We start from the raw sequence: 18,151 nt of genomic DNA on the forward strand, positions 1-18,151 counted from the left end.
TATCAATTGAAGGAAAACGGGGTGTGTGATGCCAGTTGTCGATGGTTATGCCAAGGTTATCGTCGATGAATCAGGGTTTCGCAGCGAGATGCCCATTTTATTATCGGAGCAGGGGGGTTGTATTGCCTCTCCTAGATTATTTGCTGAGTAAGCAAATAGATCGCTCTCCTGATTGGCTGCGTCGAGTTGTGAGTTCGGCAAAGCTTCTAATTACTTATATGGAGGTAAACCAGAGTAGTTTCTCAGAGCCTGAGATGTTATTTCAGTCGTTCGCAACACGCTTATTTACCGGTACCGTAGATGACAATGGTTTCGATCCTTCAGGTCTATATTGGATGCCCGCTAGTACCTTGATGGCAAACCGGCATATTAATATTTTGAAGGGGTTGACCGATTTTTTGGCTGATCATAGCCATGTTACTCACATGAACCCCTTGGTCACTGAAAGTAGTCATGATCAGCGATTAAGCTATGCTTCCTGGTATCGGCGAAATCAATTCGATTTTTTAGGGCATATAAAAAATAAGACGATAAACGAAACGGCGGGAAAGGCTCGTAGTATCAGGGGGCGGCGCGCGTTAAATAGGGGGGGCGACGAAGCGGTTGCTTTTCCAGAATCCCTTTTTGAGCAATTTTATTTGAAGGGCTTTGGTAGCGCTTCAGATCGGAGGTGTTCGGTTCGGGATCAGTTAATTTCCATCATGATGCACGGTGCAGGCCTTCGAGAAAGCCAAGCTATTCACTTGTGGGTTCAGGATGTAGAAATTGATCCGCATGACCCCTTGAAAGCATTAATACGTATATACCATCCCGAAGAAGGTAAGGCCCTAGGTGGTTGGAAGAGTGTCTCGGGGAAAACTAATAGATCAGCCTATTTGCGCGAGGTATATGCTCTGCCGCCTCGAAATCAATTGAGGGGAACTCGTCGGGTCGGTTGGAAAACACGGTATGTTGATCATCGAGATGGCTACATTCAGTTGTACTGGTTTCCTGATGACTTTGGTCGGTTGTTCTTGACGCTATGGAATGAGCATCTTTACTACATTGCTAGTGTCGAGCGACAACATCCTTATGCTTTTATTTCATACGAAAAGCGAAGCCTGGGTAAGCCTTATACTTTGAATGCGTTCAACGAGAACTACGCTGCGGCGTTGGCTCGCATCGGATTAAATCCAGCTAAGGTCGAAGGACTTTCGCCTCATGGACATCGACATGCATATGGGCGCCGACTTGTACGTGCGAATGTTGACTCAATAGTCATCAAGAAGGCATTACATCATTCATCCATGGAATCCCAAGGTGTCTATACCACTCCAAGCATTATGGATGTAAATGAAGCGCTAACTAAAGCGACAGATTTACTGAAGAACACCCCTACGAAGAAAAGTACAGATGCTCAGATTGCAAATGGTTTTCAAGAATTTGGTTTGATGGGGGGGCTGATCTGGATTCTTCTACATTTAGCGCGAAGAGTAACGCAAGGAGGCGTTAGCGATGCCAATAAAAAAAGGGACAAAATATAATGGGCGAACTAAAGATATTACATTTAGCTGGTTAACCGCCGAGCGAGGTGTGAAATGGGAAACTTGGCGCAAGCTCATGGCGGAGTGGCTGGCATCGGAACATCAGAATACTCATTTGAGGATAACGGTACTCAACTGGTTTGTAATGCATTATTTGCCGATCGTGTCAGAGGGGTGGAATCCAAAAAGTATATTTATTGCTCATGAAAATAATGCACTTCCCGGGCTGACTGAAATGCTAGAAGAAACCGTGCATCCGTTGAAGATTCCCGAAAGACAAAATGCAATTGTAAGTTTTATTGGTTGGGTGATTGAGAAGAGTTTTAGTGAGATTGACAGTTTCGGTCGTTTACAGTCACTTGTTATCAATCCTTTCAGTAGGGCAAGTAAATCTGGAATTAGGCTTTCTGAAACTGTACATAACCCATTGCCATATACCTATATCAAGGATCTACGTGCATTAATATGCCCCGATCCATCTGGTAATTTCAATGATTGGCATTGGGCGCATGAGCAGTATGGTCCGCAGCGATCAAACGGTACATCCTCCGCAGCACGTAAAGGAGGTGATTGGTTCGAAGTGGATCCGCGAGTTATCAACTACTCTGATCCATACTGCGTTTGGCGTACCCGCACCATCATTAAAAAAGTTAAAGGAAGAGGGCAAAGGGAAGTTGTGGTTTATGAGCTATGGTCTCCTGTCAGAGCTATGGTCATATTTATCAAGTTGCATCTACCACTTAGGACATACCAAGTGCGTTTTCTCGATTCTGGTGAGGCAGATACTTGGAGATATTCCCGAGATGGATGGAATCTGAATAGAGTGCATAAATTCATTCGAGGTAGTGAGGTAAACCCCTGGCGCAAGGGTAATGCTGTTCACTTAAGCATTTGAATCCTCGCCGGGCTTCTTCGAAAATCCGATGTCAGATCTCTGGCATCGGATTTTTTATGTCTGTTCAACAGGACTTGCTCGACCTCGGCGACCTTTTCAACTTCTGTGACTTGAGCACATTCACTCAAAATATTCCCATCGAGTGGGTCGCGTCTGCGCTGGATCTGTCCAGCCAAGCCACTATCCGACGGCGTCGCTTGCCTGCCGACCAAGTGCTCTGGCTGGTGCTCGGCATGGCATTGTTTCGCGACGAGCCCGTTCATGAGGTCGCCCGACGTTTGAACATCTGCGCCCAAGGTCTGGCTTCTGACCATCTGTTGGCCCGTAGCGGTGTGACCGAGGCCCGCAAGCGGCTGGGGGCCGACCCGGTTGAGTGGTTGTTTCGCAAAACGGGTACTCAATGGGGCGCGCAGCGCTATCCCGATGATGCCTGGCAGGATCTGCAAGTATTTGCGGTGGATGGTGCGCTTTTACGTACGCCCGACACGCCTGAATTGCGAGACCATTTCGGTTCTGGAAACACCTCGACCGACCGCCAGACTCCCTTTCCCATGCTGCGCCTGGTGGCGCTGATGAATGTGCGTTCACACCTGATCCTGGATGCACAGCTTAGCCCTTACCGACGCAGCGAAATGCGTCTGGCCGATGAGTTTTTGCAGCAGATCCCCGACCACTCCGTGACGTTGTTCGATAAAGGGTTCTGGAGCGCCGATCTCATGCTCAGCCTGAGCGGCGACGGCAGTCACCGTCATTGGCTGATTCCGGCAAAAAAGGGATTGGTTTGCGAGGAGGTAGCCCGTTACAACGAGCATGATCGTTTGGTGCGTATGAACGTGTCGCCGCAAGCCAGAAAGCGAAATCCGACTCTTCCTACACACTGGGAGGCGCGTGAAGTCAGTTATGAAATTCAAGGCAAAGTAAAAACAGTCATGACGTCGTTGCCGGCCAGGATCTACAGCACCAAGTCTGTTGCCAAGCTTTATCAGGAGCGCTGGGAAATCGAATTGGGCTTCAGGGATATCAAAAGCTCAATGCAGCAAAACGCAATGACCTTGCGCAGCAAAAAGGTCGATCTGATCTACCAGGAAGTGTGGGGGTTGTTGCTGGCTTACAACGTGATTCGTCGGGAGGCAAGTCAGGCAGCAGTCGCGTTTGGTCGAGCGCCGTCGGACATCCGTTTCAAGCCGGCTTGCCAGTACATCGCCGTGCAGTTGATCGTGATGGCAGCGGCCAATCCTGTTTCAGCGACGGGTAGACGGTTGGCGGAACTTAGAAAAGGCGTTGGCGGGCTGTTTCTGGATCACCGCCCAAGGCCTTCGAGGCCAAGGACGGTGAAGATTTCAAAAACCCGGTTTCCGGTGGACCGTAAGGCTGCTCCGCTTAAGTGAACAGCATTATGGCGCAAGGGGGTGTTTTGTCGTCTTAGAAGCCCCGATAGCCGAGAAATTATGACTGGGCTATATATTAGTACTAATAAAACAGCGGATCAGAATAAAGATGAGCGTGAACATGGGTACACAATTCCTTGGCAGCATGGAGAAGTACTCTACTGGCTAGAAAAGCTCCGTGATTGGCAGGAGGCATATAACCCCATTATCCAACCAACACCTTGCGTGGATTTGGATGTTAGGCATTTTGGGCACTCTAAGTCCGCGCGCCAAAAACGCGAGATCGGCGATATCTGCTTTTTATTTCGAGATCCTGCCGCAAAAGAAAACGATCGACAAAAGCCCATTGCTCCAATGCAAATCTCGCGTCTTTGGTATCGTTTGTTGAATGCATTAGAAGAGCGCATTTATGCACTGGGCCAAACACTCAGCGACGGATCCAAGCTTCGCTTTGTCCGTGAATATCCAGAAGACCATGTTGGTAATAAGCTGGCTACGGATTTCCCATTGCATAGTCTGCGTGTATCGCTGCTGACATGCTACGCGATGGATGGTCAGGTGCCGATGCCTGTACTATCAAAATTGCTCGCTGGTCATTCTCGACTAATAATGACGCTTTACTATACCAAACCGACTCCTTCCATGATGTCTCGTGCAATGGAGGTAGCAACCGCCAAGGTTGATCAAGCTCAGGGTGATGCACTTAGTGTGTTTTTGCGTGATGCCGACCTACGTCAAATCACCGCAAAGACCGCATGGAAGGATGATTCATCACTTCGAGCAGCTCTTACAAAACGCAACCCCGTCGGATGGGAACGTCGTCACATAGGTCTTTGTCTGGTCGGTGGAAATACATCCAATTTCGACGAAGTGAGTACGGTTGGTGGCTGTTGGAACGGGGGGCCACAGATTGTGGACTTGCCCCTACAAAACCGGACACCAACTCCCCGTTAAATTGATGCAGCTGCCAAGCGCCTGAATTCCCTCGGTGAACGGTAGTTCAAGGCGCTGTGCGGATGCTGCTCGTTGTAATGTTCGAAGGCAATTGCCAGGTTACGCAACGCCGTTTCTCGATCCGGCTTGGGCATGTGCGCCACGTAGTCACGCTTGATCGTCTTCACGAAGCTCTCGGCCATGCCATTACTCTGCGGGCTACGCACTGGTGTGGTCACCGGCTGCAAGCCGATCTGCCGAGCAAACAGGCGCGTCTGTTCGGCGGTGTAGGCCGAACCGTTATCGCTGAGCCACTGCACCGGCGTTGCAGGCAGTTGATCACCGAAGCGCTTCTCCACACTTTCCAGCATCAAGTCGCGGATATCATCGCCGCTGTACCCGGTCGGGCTCGCGATCCAGCCGATGGCTTCGCGATCACAGCAGTCCAGGGCGAAGGTCACGCTCAGTTTAGCGCCGTCCTCACAACGGAACTCAAAGCCGTCCGAGCACCAACGCGTATCGCTGGTTTGCACCGCAATACGGCTTTCGTGCCGACGCGGCACGCCGGGTTGTTTGATCCGGCGCTCAAGCAGCAGGTTGTGATCACGCATCACCCGGTAAACTCGCTTCACGTTGATCGCAGGTAGCAGCTGGGTTTCACGGGCGCGACGCAGCAATCCCCAGACTCGATGGTAGCCATAGCTGGGCAGCTTGCTGACCTGTTGCTGGATTTCGGCCACCAACTCAGCGTCGTTCACAGGCCTGCTTCGCCGTGTATTGGGCGATACCGATTGCTTGATTCGAACCGTTAATTGCGAGCGCGCCACACCGAGACATTCGCTGACCAGCTTCACTGGTCGTCCCCCGGCAACAAGGGTGAGTGCGCAATCCATTTTCGCGACCGGGCGATCTCCACGGCTTCTTTTAGGATTTCCGCTTCCATCGTTTTCTTGCCCAGCATCCGTTGCAGTTCACGGATCTGCTTGAGCGCATCGCTCAGCTCGGAGGCCGGCACCACGGCTTCGCCAGCACTGACCGCCGACAGGCTGCCGTCTTGATACAGCTTGCGCCACAGGAATAACTGGTTGGCATTGATGCCGTTGCGCCGAGCGACCACCGAAACGCTTTGCCCAGGCTCAAGGCTCTCTCGAACCATGGCCAGCTTTTGCTCTGGGCTCCAGCGGCGCCGCCGCTCCTGGCCCAAAAGCTCCCCACTCTTATCGTTGCTGTTAGTCATAAACATAACCGTTTGCCTATCCCTTATCGTAAGGGGGAAACGGTGTCCTGTCTTTCATGGGGCTCGTTCAGCCTCGACCAATTGCTCCTTTTGCACTGCAGCCCGCCGACGTCATTACGCTTCAAGACTGGTTGCGCATGAGTACGCTGGAGCAAAGCCTCAGCCAGCGGGCGCGGATGCTCCTTTTGCTCGCTGAAGGGGTGACGCCCCTGGCCATCTGTGCTCGGTTACAGATCACTTCACCGACGGTGTTCAAGTGGCGAAAACGCTACCTTGAGTCGGGCATCGAGGGCCTGAGCGACCTGCCGCGTAGCGGTCAGCCCCTGAAGCTGGGTGCTGAGAAAGTCAAAGAAATCCTGACCCTGACAACTCAGCGGGTTCCCAAGGAAGCAACGCATTGGAGCGTTCAATTGATGGCCAAGTACGCGCGTGTTAGCACCTGGCAAGTTCGACAAATCTGGGTTGCGTCCGATCTCAAACCGCACCGACTGAAGACATTCAAGATCAGCAATGATTCGAACTTCGCCGAAAAGGTCATTGATGTGGTCGGGCTCTATCTGAGCCCTCCGGACAACGCCATGGTGCTCTCGGTTGACGAGAAAACCCAGATCCAGGCGCTGGATCGTACTCAGCCAATGTTGCAACTTCGGCCCGGGCAGATTGAGCGGCGAACCCATGATTACAAGCGCCATGGCACGGCAAGTCTGTACGCCGCGTTCGACATCATGACTGGTGAAGTAATGGGCCGGATCACCCAGCGGCACCGGGCCAAGGAGTTCCTGGATTTTCTCCGACAGATTGATAGCAACATGCCTGCTGAGCTGGATCTCCATGTGATTTTGGACAACAGTTCGACCCACAAAACCGCTGCGATCAAGGCCTAGCTGGAAAAACATCCGCGCTTCAAGCTGCACTTCACACCGACCAGCGCGTCTTGGCTCAATGCAGTGGAAGGCTGGTTTTCGCAGTTGGAGAGACGGGCGCTGTATCGAGGTGTCTTCACCAGCATTACTGACCTGAAAGCCGCGATCCGCCAATTCATCACGGCTCACAACGAGCACTCGGCCAAGCCGTTCAAATGGAACAAGACGGCAGAGGCCATCATCAGCTCGGTACATATGGCAAAGCTGAGCGTGATGAAAAATAAGCTAATGAATTAAGCGCTCGGGACACTAGAGTTCTTGTTCGATCATCTCGGGTATCTTGCTGCGTAGTGTGTAACTGCTGTTGAGCAACGTCCGCTTCATTTCCCGAAACCCTAACTGTAGCGACCAGCGATCGAACCGGACAAGCCTGCAATCGACACGATTTCCGGCAAGCATTAGCTGCAACTGACAGAATTCAGATCGGCAGCCCGGCGGCTAGCATATTTTCGCGCAGAGTCCGCACAGGCTCGAGGGAGTGGCTAAACAGCGCCTTGATTTCTGTTCGACTCGATCCTCGAAGCGAGAGCCCTGATACATGGATCAGACGTTTTTCCATTGGCGGTAAGTAGCTGCCTGCCCTCGATATATTCCATCACGGTCGACTAAATTCCAGACGGTCACGTTCTTGATCCAGAACCGTCTTCCCGATTTGGCAATGCGTAAGCCACGATAACCGCTTGCAAAACCTTGGGTTCGTACCGCTTCGAGCAATTGTTGACGCTCTTGCCGGTTAGGGTGCTCAGCGGAAAGCCGTGAACGTAAAGCTGTCATTTCAGCCCAGCTGTATTCAAAGCAGTGCTGTGCGGCTTTGTTCGCGTAAATGAACTGCGGATCCTCATCCGTGTTGTGAGCGACTACACAAAAAGGTGCGTCTTCGTATAGCCAGCGAGCAGCCTCCGTGTTCTGCGTTGTCTGGCCCAATAGAGGCAGACCGGTCAGTCGGAGGTGGCTATCCGCCAAGAGATCGAAAAAAATGGAATCTGTGGCTAGAGAACTTGGCATAGAACTGTACTCGTGAACGTCACCGATATGCGGCGATCGCCAGAATATTGCTGTAGTAGATCGGTCGATGGTTCTTTATGGCCAGCCTCTACAAGTTGCGATTAGTTAGGCTCGGACTTGACCGTTAACGCAACGGTCGGGGTACCAGCATAGAACACAATCAGCTCAACCGGCTCATCACCACTCTGGCCGCGATGAGGTGCGTCGACTATTTCAGGCAATACGTCTCCCGGGCCAATCACCATCGTCTTCCCGTCGCTCTTCCGGATGACCGTCAGGTGACCGGAAAGAACATAAGCGACATTGATTACCGGGTGGGTGTGCCACGGTAGCGCACTATGTGCCGGGATCTTATAGCGCAGTACCGATACTTCCGGCTGGCCATCTGGATACGTGCGATATTGAACCCCGTCCCACGAGTGCGTTGTTTTCAGCAGCTGCGTCACCTCAACTTGAGGCTCGGTCGCTACGGCCGTCGGGACATGCATGGCGCCAGCAAGCAAGAGGAGCTCAGCCATCAGGACAGTTGCAAAGCGCGTTCGGACAGGTGGATGGCAGAACATAAAAAAGTTCCTTCGTTGAACAATAAGGGATACGGCTTGCGGCGATCGCCCGCCTTTGGGTAATGCGGCTCGATCAATGCCACCAAACCGCTCCACGGCACCACCTGTTCCATCTCGGCCAGGAAACGCTCGCGACGGGTTTGCTTGCGCTTACCGGCGTATTCGAAATCGGAAAAGCTCATCTGACTCATGGGATGGCGGGCTTGTAGAGGGCAGTTGGACGGAGGGCTATTGCAGCACAGGTCAGATGGCCTGTGCTGACTTGATCGGAGAATCCCTAGTGTCCTGCATGGTTAATTCATTTACCTATTTAAATGGCTTCGTTCAATGAATCCTGGACTTTTAGATTAAAGAACTACCCTATCAGGACACTAGATATCATCAGTACAGGGTGATAAAAGCCGATAAAATCAAATGTTACATCTATCAGACAGGAATAAAACGCTGCCTTACTGTAGAGGAGCGTACATCGTTGACTTGGCTATCCGGGATGCGTCGGGAATGATGTTCTCCTGAAAAAGTGACCCCCGCCGCGTGATAGCCAGTCACACTTGGACGTTCAAAGCCAGTTCGTTTCAGCTCATTGCTCAAGGACTGGGCAAAGGGTTCAGCCATCACTTTCTTTTTGCCAAGCAGTCCCAAGAACCCAGTCCGCTGAACATCAGGTTGGGCAGCCCGCTCAAGATCCTTGGGGTGGAAGGAGGTAGGCGATCTAGTATCTGCGCTATAACAGGCAGTTACCCGAAAATCATTGAAATCCTTGTTTAGCCCCCCCTCTTTCAGGTGCTGTGCAACCTCCGCTGCACTCACCATCCCATTATTACACGCCGAATCAGCTGCCAGAATGTTCATGCCAGGACCACCATGACCAAGGATATACAATTTGTGCTGTTGCGGATGCAGCCCAGCCAGTGCCTCCCCCCCGTCATTACTTCTGATGTCTATACGCTTCAATATGTCAGCCTGATTACCAAGCTTAAGAGCGGCAGACATCGCCTTGTCGAAGGCCGCCGGCCCTATTTTTTCACGAAGCACTTCTTGGGTGAAGCCAGTCTTCTGCATTTCTGATTCAATTAGGTTAGGGAACTGGCTCACCTCAGTAAAACGCTGGATCATGGCTTGCCGATACTGCTCTAAAGTTGTCTTATCATGATCATTTTTGACTATCAGTGGTAAGAGCTCTTTTCCCTGAGCTGCCTTGGAAATATTCTGCCCCAAGGCCATAGTCACTATGTCCTTCGACGCAAAGGGGGCGTACATCACTCCAATTCTGGATTGGGAGGATGGCCCGTTTAAAAAACTGGTCGTTGCTCCAGTAATCTGACCAGCACTGGCCTGGTGGGAAACCGAGGCTGGGGACAGGGCTGTAATCCCCTGGCCCGAATTGACTCCCAAAATGTTTGGCATGGATTTACTCTCCTAAACGAAGCGAATGACAAATAGCGGCCAGTTGATTTGCGAAACCAACAAATACAATCTGTAGCCAATCTTCCTTTTGTAGTTGATCCAAATCGACCATGGCCTTCAGTTCGTAACCTTGCTCGCCCATACCAAGGGTAAGCTGGCCTCCTTCGACCCCCTCTACTGGAGTGGTGATAAAAGAAAGTACTGCCGCTGCCTCGTCCAATAATCGGGACTCAGTAAGTCCTGGCAATAGACTCCAGAGCCACAAACGATTATTTATCAAGGATAGCATTACGTCGGGCATATCGTGGATCTGTATGGCAATAGTGCTATGGGCATCCAAGTTGCGGACGGTTTCGGATGGCAACCCCATCTTTGTCAACATCTCGATAACCAGCTCATCCAGGCCATGCGGTAGATCTTTGGTAAATCTCGATTGATCCATCTAACTCAGCCTATTCTAAAAATACTTCACTATTCAGCCGTGAACGCAAATTTCAATATATCAACATTAGTCGCAATTTTTTATTTTGAATGGCTCTAGTGTCCCGAGCGCTTAATTCATTAGCTTATTTTTCATCACGCTCAGCTTTGCCATATGTACCGAGCTGATGATGGCCTCTGCCGTCTTGTTCCATTTGAACGGCTTGGCCGAGTGCTCGTTGTGAGCCGTGATGAATTGGCGGATCGCGGCTTTCAGGTCAGTAATGCTGGTGAAGACACCTCGATACAGCGCCCGTCTCTCCAACTGCGAAAACCAGCCTTCCACTGCATTGAGCCAAGACGCGCTGGTCGGTGTGAAGTGCAGCTTGAAGCGCGGATGTTTTTCCAGCTAGGCCTTGATCGCAGCGGTTTTGTGGGTCGAACTGTTGTCCAAAATCACATGGAGATCCAGCTCAGCAGGCATGTTGCTATCAATCTGTCGGAGAAAATCCAGGAACTCCTTGGCCCGGTGCCGCTGGGTGATCCGGCCCATTACTTCACCAGTCATGATGTCGAACGCGGCGTACAGACTTGCCGTGCCATGGCGCTTGTAATCATGGGTTCGCCGCTCAATCTGCCCGGGCCGAAGTTGCAACATTGGCTGAGTACGATCCAGCGCCTGGATCTGGGTTTTCTCGTCAACCGAGAGCACCATGGCGTTGTCCGGAGGGCTCAGATAGAGCCCGACCACATCAATGACCTTTTCGGCGAAGTTCGAATCATTGCTGATCTTGAATGTCTTCAGTCGGTGCGGTTTGAGATCGGACGCAACCCAGATTTGTCGAACTTGCCAGGTGCTAACACGCGCGTACTTGGCCATCAATTGAACGCTCCAATGCGTTGCTTCCTTGGGAACCCGCTGAGTTGTCAGGGTCAGGATTTCTTTGACTTTCTCAGCACCCAGCTTCAGGGGCTGACCGCTACGCGGCAGGTCGCTCAGGCCCTCGATGCCCGACTCAAGGTAGCGTTTTCGCCACTTGAACACCGTCGGTGAAGTGATCTGTAACCGAGCACAGATGGCCAGGGGCGTCACCCCTTCAGCGAGCAAAAGGAGCATCCGCGCCCGCTGGCTGAGGCTTTGCTCCAGCGTACTCATGCGCAACCAGTCTTGAAGCGTAATGACGTCGGCGGGCTGCAGTGCAAAAGGAGCAATTGGTCGAGGCATGCGTGGAACCATCTCGGGACGAGGGGGCGCACAGTATATCTTTACATGTTAGAAAACAAACTAACCGCTCACGACACTAGGGTCTTTCTCACGCCTACGGCTTGTTCCTGCCCTCTAGGCGTGCTTATGAATTTACACCTGCCATTTCCAGGTGGAGGAGTAGATCCAAATCCCCATCTCCTCCCAATATTCGCGAACCCACATGTCTGTACCGTTGGTTTGTTTCAAGTCTGATGCCAGCCTTTTATAAACGTCTTCGGTAATGCAGCTTGGTTTGTTAGCCAGATTTGTAAGTTTTGCGGCATAATTTGCTGCGCGGCCCACCCAAACTAAGTCGTTATCACCTCGCGCGCCAATTCGTGCTGCTTTCAATTGACTGGTGTCGATTCCTACAACATGCTTTAAGACAAAATCTGTGGTCCATCCTTTTGAAATGGCGGGTTGAATAATCTTTTGCACAGCGAAGTTTTTTTTAAAGCGCAGCGCGCTGCGGAGGTGTTTTTATATTCACCGGTGAAAATCCCCATAACGCGATCCCCATCGTACGCGGTGATTATCCCACCTTCGTTTTTAATGATGTCGGAAGCACATTTGAGGAAGGTTTTATAAATTTCGGTGCTGAACTCCCATTTTTTCATATTCACCATATCTGTAGAACCGTCCAGATCAGCATATAATACGGTCGCTGAATTCAGATCTTTTGCGTGATTTGAGTTTAGGCGAAGGTCTGCTGGGTTAGGAACTCCGGTCGTCTCTTGAACTTCCCAAACAGCTGTGAAGGTTTTGTCTACCCATTTTTTCAGATCCTCAGCTAATGCCATATTCCATTCCTAATTGGTTAGCGTGGTCAAGAGATAGGATTTCTGCACTGGCCACAGTTAGTAACTTTAGCAGTGAACGTTCGTGAGCAACCGAATGCCACTAACAGATCATTATGGTCGCAACCCTGACCTCCTTGTGGGCTAGGGCAGGATCAATATCAATGAAGCGAGCTATGGAGGTCTTATTAATTAGATATGTATACATCGTGATATTGAAAAGATAACAAAATCCGATGGTCTAGGTCGAAGGGGAACTGCTTCAGAATCAAAGGCCATATTCCATTTCGGAGATGAAATCTTCAAATTTTGGATCGTGCTCAATAGATTCATAAATGTGGTTGAGCACGAACAAAGCTGCAACCATTAGTTCAGTGTCCCTTCGGTTGTCATGCCGTTTATCACCGTGGAACAGATTGTTCCTGGCGATTTTTATGCAATCAAGCAACTCTGGCATTGTAGTCGGCGTAGTGGGTTTTCCGGACCATTGAACGCCTTCACCTGCATCGGCCACCAATCGATCCGGTGGCGCGTCGAAATAAATTGCCACCTCGGATGTCGCTCGCAAGCGGGGAAAAATATCCACTGGCAGATGGTTCGCGAATTTGGTCCATGCCGCATCAGTGCTTTCACCACGCCGAAAACCTCCTTTTTTCATCGCGTATTCAAAGCGAGAGAAAACCGCGAACAGATCATAGGCTGCCTGTGAAACACGTCTGCGAAAGTAATCTTGCAATTGGATCATGATAGTAAGCCCTAGGTAGGGTGGGCCAAGAATAATGGCAGACGCGAGCCGTTCTTCCCAACAAAGTCAACAGCTCAATGTAATGAATTGCCTTGGGTATTCTAAATACTTTCCAAGCTTGCAGCTTATCGTTTTTCAAACGCTACCGGAAACTGATCGTCCCAGTTTTGGATAGAAGCGGAGTGCCTGCTTTGGCCCAGTGCCGCCGGTGGCGACAGGCAGTGGTCGCCACCCTCTCTACTGGTCAAGGTGATTTCCAATCGTCATTCCATTGATAACTACAAATTGGGAATAGTATTTAGTTTTAGTAATGTACTAAAGCTTGGATGCCCTGAGGTGCCCGTGATCTCTAGGTATACGCGCTTTTAGTACATTGCGTGCTGTCAGGTAAGCGGGGCTCCGTTTTTTTTGCCCGGTTTTTTTCAGTTAGACCGAGTCGCGGCATTCGCGAGCAACCCCGCTCCCACAGGGGAACGCATTCCAAATGTGGGAGCGGGCTTGCTCGCGAAAGCGGAATAACTGTTAGTGCGAAATTTGTTTTGTGAATCACCATTCGGGTGCAAAACAGGCCAAAAAAAAACCCTGATTTATATCCTGTGCACCATTTAATTTCATAACTGCGACATTTTGCGCTGTTCCTGTGCGCAAATCGTTTGTTACAGTCCGGCTCAATCTCTTCCAACGACAATAAATTTGCCGAGACTTTTCCCATGATCGAATCCGTCGAATCCTTCCTCGCCCGCCTGAAAAAACGCGACCCGGATCAACCCGAATTCCACCAGGCCGTTGAAGAAGTCCTGCGCAGCCTGTGGCCGTTTCTCGAAGCCAACTCGCACTACCTGACTTCCGGCATTCTGGAGCGCATCTGCGAGCCGGAGCGGGCGGTGGTGTTCCGCGTGTCGTGGGTCGACGATCAGGGCAAGGTCCAGGTCAATCGCGGTTTCCGTATCCAGATGAACAGCGCCATCGGCCCGTACAAGGGTGGTCTGCGGTTTCATCCATCGGTGAACATGGGGGTGCTGAAGTTTCTCGCCTTCGAGCAGACCTTCAAGAATTCCCTGACCTCGCTACCGATGGGCGGCGGCAAGGGCGGTTCGGACTTCGATCCGAAGGGCAAAAGTGACGCAGAAGTCATGCGGTTCTGCCAGGCGTTCATGAGCGAGTTGTACCGCCACATCGGCGCGGACGTTGACGTGCCGGCCGGTGACATCGGCGTTGGCGCGCGGGAGATCGGTTTCCTGTTCGGCCAGTACAAGCGCCTGAGCAACCAGTTCACCAGCGTGCTGACCGGCAAGGGCATGACTTATGGCGGCAGCCTGATTCGCCCGGAAGCCACGGGGTTCGGTTGCGTGTACTTTGCTGAGGAAATGCTCAAGCGCCGTGAGCAGCGGGTCGAAGGCAAGCGCGTGGCAATCTCCGGTTCCGGCAACGTCGCCCAGTACGCGGCGCGTAAGGTCATGGACCTGGGCGGCAAGGTGATTTCCTTGTCCGACTCCGAGGGCACGTTGTATTGCGAGGCAGGCTTGAGCGAAGAACAGTGGCTGGCGCTGCTGGAGCTCAAGAACGTCAAGCGCGGGCGGATCAGTGAAATGGCTGCGGCGTTCGGTCTGGAGTTCCGCGCTGGTCAGCACCCATGGTCGTTGCCGTGCGACATCGCGCTGCCCTGTGCCACGCAGAACGAGCTCGACGCCGAAGCCGCCCGCACGCTGTTGCGCAACGGATGCGTGTGCGTGGCCGAAGGGGCGAACATGCCAACCACTTTGGAGGCTGTGGATATCTTTATCGAGGCGGGGATTCTGTTCGCGCCAGGCAAGGCCTCCAATGCCGGCGGCGTGGCCGTGAGTGGTCTGGAGATGTCGCAGAACGCCATGCGTCTGCTGTGGACGGCGGGCGAGGTGGACAGCAAGCTGCACGCGATCATGCAGTCGATCCACCACGCTTGCGTGCATTACGGCGAAGAGAACGGGCGGATCAATTACGTCAAAGGCGCGAACATCGCCGGCTTCGTCAAAGTCGCCGATGCGATGCTGGCGCAGGGCGTGGTTTAAGCGGGTTCGACGCGGATCACTTCAATCACTTGATCACCGGCGGGGCGTTGCCACAGCACCTCGTCGTTGAGACGCGCACCGAGCAAAGCCCGGCCCAAAGGTGAGCCCCAATTGATCAGGCCTTTGGCGGCGTCGGCCTGATCTTCGCCCACCAGTTGCACCCGGCGTTCGGTGCTGTGTTCGTCAGCGTAGGTGACCCAACTGCCGATCTGCACCTTGTCGGTGGAGGTCGCGGCGACCGCCACCTGTGCGCTGCCCAGGCGTTGGTTGAAGTAACGCAGATCCCGCTCAAGATCGGCCAGACGCTGCTTGTCAGCCTGTTCGCCCTTGGCCGATTGCTCGGCGTGCAAGGCTTGCAGCTCGGCGACTTTCGCCTGCAACTGCGTCAGTCCCTGCGGCGTGACGTAATTGGGCTGCGTGCTGACCTGCCGTTCAACCGGCTGATCGGCTTGCGCGGCGGCGTTGTCTTCGTTGACGAAAGCGCGGCTCATGGTGTCCTCCTCTTCATAGAGTTTGGGCCATGGTCGCTGGCATTTGGTTTCACTGGATGTCTGGAAGCGACCTACTGCGAGCGATAAGCCCGCCCGGCGCCCTGGTCTTTCTGTTGCTGCCAGGCACGTTCGCGCTCATCCCAGTGTTCGTTGCGATAGTCTTCGCGACCTTTGTTTTCCAGCATCGCCTGACACTGGCGGAAGCCGTCGGTCCAGCCTTCGGCGTATTGCTTGTCCTTGAGATAGCGCGGCACGTTTTTGCGGAATTCACCGCTGATCGAACCGGCGGCTTGCCGGCCGCTGACACAACCGTCATCGAAACCGTCGGCGAAGGCCGGTGGGTAACCTTTGGCGATCAAATCTTCATGAGTGGTCTGGCAACCGCCCAGCAACAGCAAAACCCCCAGCAAACCCGCACACCGCCGCATCGCACACTCCCACGCCGGTTCTCGGCTGATAGGGAGAGTCTAGAAGGGGATTCGTTGGATGTTGGTGAAAGGCATGTGAGTAATTCGTTGAACACTGCAAAACCAATGTGGGAGCGAGCCTGCTCGCGAAAGCCATCTGTCATTCAACATTGAGGCTGACTGGAAGACCGCTTTCGCGAGCAGGCTCGCTCCCACAGGAGAGTTGCATTGGATTCAGATCAGTAGTGGTACCACTTCACCTCGAGCATGACCTCGGTTTCAGGCGTCGCGAGGTGACTGAACTCGCGCTGCGCACTCAAGCGCAAACCAAGATTGCGCGACAGTTCCCACTGCTGATTCAGGCTCAGGCTGCGGCGCACTTCGCCATTGAAGAAGTAATCGCCCTTGGCTTCCAGACTGAGATTGCCCAGCGGGTTTTTCCACAGCACGCCGGTATTGAAACCGCCCGCCGGGGAAACGAACTCGGCGAAGTCATTGTTGTGTTCGACGCGCACCGTACCGAGAGCAAAACCGAGCACATCGTCGCCCAACTGCCATGTGCCGCCACCGCCACCATTGACGTGGCTGACCAGCGTCTCGTCATCATGCTTGCCCGGCACACGCTCAAGACCACCGGTGACTTGCCACGACAGCGGCTGCAGCAACTCATTGCGCGGCGTGAGCGAGCGAATGGTCGCCAGATCCAGTTGCTGGAATTGCCAGTGATTGCCTTCGTACTGACGCAGCTTCATTTGCAGGATTTCGATCTGCGCACCGAGCGGGAAGCTTTCGGCGTTGTCGTTGAGATCGTGATAGGCCATGCGCAAGCCGTACTCGCCAAACGCGCGATCACCACGGCTGCCGAGACCAGCCTGCCATGTCCGCGATTCATGGCCATCTTCGGGCAAGCCCGGTTGTGGAATTTCCAGCTCCGGCGCCGGGTTCTTGTTGATCGCCCGCAGCAGTTCGAAACTGCGCTGCGCCCGTTGCGGATCACGCTCCTGACCGTTGGCGCGGTAGCGCTCCAGACGATATGCCGCGTCGATAATCAAGGCTTGGCGGGCGCGGGGCTGCGCCTTGAAGGTAGGGTCTTGCAACACCTGCTGATCGGCGCTGACTTTCAGCACCCACTGCTGTTCTTCATCGCTTAACGGCTCGGCGCGACTGAGCAGTTCACGCTCGCGCGAGGGGCGGTACTCGATGCTTTCCACCAGCCCGGCTTCTTTCACGGCCTTGACCGTGTCGGTGGGGATCGCGGTCAGCGGGAATTGTTCGGTCAGGCGCAGGCTCGGCCGCGCCACTTGCAGCAATTCGAGCAAGCGGTAGGAGCAGTTTTCGTCGAAGAAGAAATAGTCGAACTGGATCTGCTTCAGCTCCCACACATGCTCGACCATGCGCGCGGTTTCTTCCTGCGTCAGATTCAGCCGGTATTCCCACAGATCACGGTTTTCCAGGCTGCGGTATTCGGAGAGTTTCTCCTGATACGGCACCAGCGCGAACAGGCCGGGATAGCCGCCCATCAAGCCTTTCCAGGCGTAGAGGATGCTGTTGTCCGATCCCTCGATGTAAGCGCCGAAGTTGATCGCGTAACTGAGGAGCGACGTCTTGTCGGCCTGCACGTCAGCCTGATCGATGCGCAGCAACGTGTGGCCAAACATCGACGAAGGGCTATTGAGGTAAGCCGCCGGGAAGATCATCACCGCGCTGTGCGGCGAGACGTCCTTGAACCACTGCTTGTACTCGGCGCACGCAGGCGTCGGCAGATCGGTCAGGTTGAGCTGCGCTTTCAGCCAGCGGGCGCGCGCCGGGTAGACGCATTGCGCGTGTTGCTCGCCCAGACTTGCCGGGGCGTACAACGCTTGTACCGTCGCGGCGAGTTCGTGATCGGGGTGTTCGTTGCCATCGGGCGCGAGAAAGAATTTCTTGTCGCTGACATAGCTGCGCCAGCCGCCGAGCTTGGCGGTTTCGTAATGACCGAGGGAAATCCAGAAGCGGTCGTTGGCCAGTTGCTGCAAACGTTGAGGGTCGATGTTTGGCGCGGCGGACAGCGGGGCGCAGACACAGAGCGCCAGCCAGGCAAGGCGTTTGAGCATAGTCGGCAACTTGAACAGGAAAGAAATAAA

The 18,151-nt window shown here is 53.2% G+C and carries 16 protein-coding genes and 3 pseudogenes; 6 read left to right on the top strand and 13 right to left on the bottom strand.

The window, feature by feature from the left end; translation table 11 throughout:
- Positions 1-65: 65 nt before the first annotated feature.
- The 4 genes from gmtY to ATI02_RS20235 are packed head-to-tail and all read left to right on the top strand — an operon-like array spanning position 66 to position 4,760.
- The gene (gmtY, locus tag ATI02_RS20220; protein WP_238156306.1) at positions 66-1,523 is read left to right on the top strand and encodes a gamma-mobile-trio recombinase GmtY; all 1,458 of its coding nucleotides are present in this window, start codon (positions 66-68) and stop codon (positions 1,521-1,523) included.
- Positions 1,495-2,418, top strand: coding sequence for a VPA1269 family protein (locus ATI02_RS20225; RefSeq protein ID WP_100847157.1), 924 nt, complete (start codon positions 1,495-1,497; stop codon positions 2,416-2,418). The genes gmtY and ATI02_RS20225 overlap by 29 nt, the downstream gene beginning before the upstream one ends.
- A gap of 56 nt (positions 2,419-2,474) precedes the next feature.
- Entirely contained in the window at positions 2,475-3,806 is a 1,332-nt protein-coding gene (locus ATI02_RS20230) for an IS4 family transposase (RefSeq protein ID WP_100847158.1), read from the top strand.
- A 21-nt stretch (positions 3,807-3,827) separates the two neighbouring features.
- Complete coding sequence (locus ATI02_RS20235; RefSeq protein WP_100847159.1) at positions 3,828-4,760, top strand: VPA1269 family protein; 933 nt, start codon at positions 3,828-3,830, stop codon at positions 4,758-4,760.
- Here ATI02_RS20235 and ATI02_RS20240 read toward each other — a convergent pair.
- Positions 4,757-5,976 (bottom strand): IS3 family transposase gene (locus ATI02_RS20240; RefSeq protein WP_425273622.1). Its coding sequence is split into 2 segments (ribosomal slippage): positions 4,757-5,631 and positions 5,631-5,976, totalling 1,221 coding nucleotides; the frame shifts between segments, so codons are not numbered across the junction. The genes ATI02_RS20235 and ATI02_RS20240 overlap by 4 nt on opposite strands.
- A gap of 56 nt (positions 5,977-6,032) precedes the next feature.
- Between ATI02_RS20240 and ATI02_RS20245 the strand changes: the two are divergent.
- Positions 6,033-7,136, top strand: a pseudogene (locus ATI02_RS20245) (IS630 family transposase).
- Positions 7,137-7,442: 306 nt separating this feature from the next.
- Here ATI02_RS20245 and ATI02_RS20255 read toward each other — a convergent pair.
- From ATI02_RS20255 to ATI02_RS20290, 9 genes and pseudogenes are all read right to left on the bottom strand, one after another.
- Positions 7,443-7,904, bottom strand: coding sequence for an MEKHLA domain-containing protein (locus ATI02_RS20255; protein ID WP_100847161.1), 462 nt, complete (start codon positions 7,902-7,904; stop codon positions 7,443-7,445).
- Positions 7,905-8,005: 101 nt separating this feature from the next.
- Positions 8,006-8,422, bottom strand: coding sequence for a cupin domain-containing protein (locus ATI02_RS20260; protein WP_238156187.1), 417 nt, complete (start codon positions 8,420-8,422; stop codon positions 8,006-8,008).
- Between the two features lie 65 nt (positions 8,423-8,487).
- Positions 8,488-8,658: pseudogene (locus tag ATI02_RS20265) on the bottom strand (IS5/IS1182 family transposase); the annotation flags it as partial.
- A 235-nt stretch (positions 8,659-8,893) separates the two neighbouring features.
- A complete protein-coding gene (locus ATI02_RS20270) occupies positions 8,894-9,874 on the bottom strand; it encodes a hypothetical protein (RefSeq protein WP_107647012.1) in 981 nt (326 codons plus the stop codon).
- 4 nt (positions 9,875-9,878) lie between these two features.
- Entirely contained in the window at positions 9,879-10,316 is a 438-nt protein-coding gene (locus ATI02_RS20275) for an InvB/SpaK family type III secretion system chaperone (RefSeq protein ID WP_100847164.1), read from the bottom strand.
- A 111-nt stretch (positions 10,317-10,427) separates the two neighbouring features.
- A pseudogene (locus ATI02_RS20280) lies at positions 10,428-11,519 on the bottom strand (IS630 family transposase).
- A gap of 132 nt (positions 11,520-11,651) precedes the next feature.
- On the bottom strand, positions 11,652-11,978 hold the full coding sequence (locus tag ATI02_RS32400; RefSeq protein WP_202864008.1) for an adenylate/guanylate cyclase domain-containing protein: 327 nt from the start codon (positions 11,976-11,978) through the stop codon (positions 11,652-11,654).
- Positions 11,921-12,340, bottom strand: a complete 420-nt coding sequence (locus ATI02_RS32405; RefSeq protein ID WP_202864009.1) for an adenylate/guanylate cyclase domain-containing protein — start codon at positions 12,338-12,340, stop codon at positions 11,921-11,923. The genes ATI02_RS32400 and ATI02_RS32405 overlap by 58 nt, the downstream gene beginning before the upstream one ends.
- A gap of 265 nt (positions 12,341-12,605) precedes the next feature.
- On the bottom strand, positions 12,606-13,082 hold the full coding sequence (locus tag ATI02_RS20290) for a hypothetical protein (protein WP_100847165.1): 477 nt from the start codon (positions 13,080-13,082) through the stop codon (positions 12,606-12,608).
- Positions 13,083-13,792: 710 nt separating this feature from the next.
- On the opposite strand from ATI02_RS20290, the gene gdhA reads away from it, so the two are divergent.
- A complete protein-coding gene (gene gdhA / locus ATI02_RS20295; protein WP_100847166.1) occupies positions 13,793-15,130 on the top strand; it encodes an NADP-specific glutamate dehydrogenase in 1,338 nt (445 codons plus the stop codon).
- Here the strand turns inward: gdhA and ATI02_RS20300 are convergent.
- From ATI02_RS20300 to ATI02_RS20310, 3 genes are all read right to left on the bottom strand, one after another.
- Entirely contained in the window at positions 15,127-15,621 is a 495-nt protein-coding gene (locus ATI02_RS20300; RefSeq protein ID WP_095189340.1) for a GreA/GreB family elongation factor, read from the bottom strand. The two genes, gdhA and ATI02_RS20300, sit on opposite strands and share 4 nt — an antisense overlap.
- Positions 15,622-15,692: 71 nt before the next feature.
- Entirely contained in the window at positions 15,693-16,049 is a 357-nt protein-coding gene (locus ATI02_RS20305) for a hypothetical protein (RefSeq protein ID WP_095189339.1), read from the bottom strand.
- A gap of 218 nt (positions 16,050-16,267) precedes the next feature.
- On the bottom strand, positions 16,268-18,121 hold the full coding sequence (locus tag ATI02_RS20310) for an Lnb N-terminal periplasmic domain-containing protein (RefSeq protein WP_100847167.1): 1,854 nt from the start codon (positions 18,119-18,121) through the stop codon (positions 16,268-16,270).
- Positions 18,122-18,151 lie beyond the last annotated feature (30 nt).

Origin of the sequence: Pseudomonas baetica, assembly GCF_002813455.1 — a bacterium.
GTDB classification, from domain to species: Bacteria; Pseudomonadota; Gammaproteobacteria; order Pseudomonadales; family Pseudomonadaceae; genus Aquipseudomonas; species Aquipseudomonas baetica.

Excerpts from the sequence above, each read along its gene's own strand:
- gmtY (WP_238156306.1), top strand. The coding sequence starts at position 66 with ATGAATCAGGGTTTCGCAGCGAGATGCCCATTTTATTATCGGAGCAGG.
- ATI02_RS20225 (WP_100847157.1), top strand. The coding sequence starts at position 1,495 with ATGCCAATAAAAAAAGGGACAAAATATAATGGGCGAACTAAAGATATT.
- ATI02_RS20230 (WP_100847158.1), top strand. The coding sequence starts at position 2,475 with ATGTCTGTTCAACAGGACTTGCTCGACCTCGGCGACCTTTTCAACTTC.
- ATI02_RS20255 (WP_100847161.1), bottom strand. The coding sequence starts at position 7,904 with ATGCCAAGTTCTCTAGCCACAGATTCCATTTTTTTCGATCTCTTGGCG.
- ATI02_RS20260 (WP_238156187.1), bottom strand. The coding sequence starts at position 8,422 with ATGGCTGAGCTCCTCTTGCTTGCTGGCGCCATGCATGTCCCGACGGCC.
- ATI02_RS20270 (WP_107647012.1), bottom strand. The coding sequence starts at position 9,874 with ATGCCAAACATTTTGGGAGTCAATTCGGGCCAGGGGATTACAGCCCTG.
- ATI02_RS20275 (WP_100847164.1), bottom strand. The coding sequence starts at position 10,316 with ATGGATCAATCGAGATTTACCAAAGATCTACCGCATGGCCTGGATGAG.
- ATI02_RS32405 (WP_202864009.1), bottom strand. The coding sequence starts at position 12,340 with ATGGCATTAGCTGAGGATCTGAAAAAATGGGTAGACAAAACCTTCACA.
- ATI02_RS20290 (WP_100847165.1), bottom strand. The coding sequence starts at position 13,082 with ATGATCCAATTGCAAGATTACTTTCGCAGACGTGTTTCACAGGCAGCC.
- gdhA (WP_100847166.1), top strand. The coding sequence starts at position 13,793 with ATGATCGAATCCGTCGAATCCTTCCTCGCCCGCCTGAAAAAACGCGAC.
- ATI02_RS20300 (WP_095189340.1), bottom strand. The coding sequence starts at position 15,621 with ATGAGCCGCGCTTTCGTCAACGAAGACAACGCCGCCGCGCAAGCCGAT.
- ATI02_RS20305 (WP_095189339.1), bottom strand. The coding sequence starts at position 16,049 with ATGCGGCGGTGTGCGGGTTTGCTGGGGGTTTTGCTGTTGCTGGGCGGT.
- ATI02_RS20310 (WP_100847167.1), bottom strand. The coding sequence starts at position 18,121 with ATGCTCAAACGCCTTGCCTGGCTGGCGCTCTGTGTCTGCGCCCCGCTG.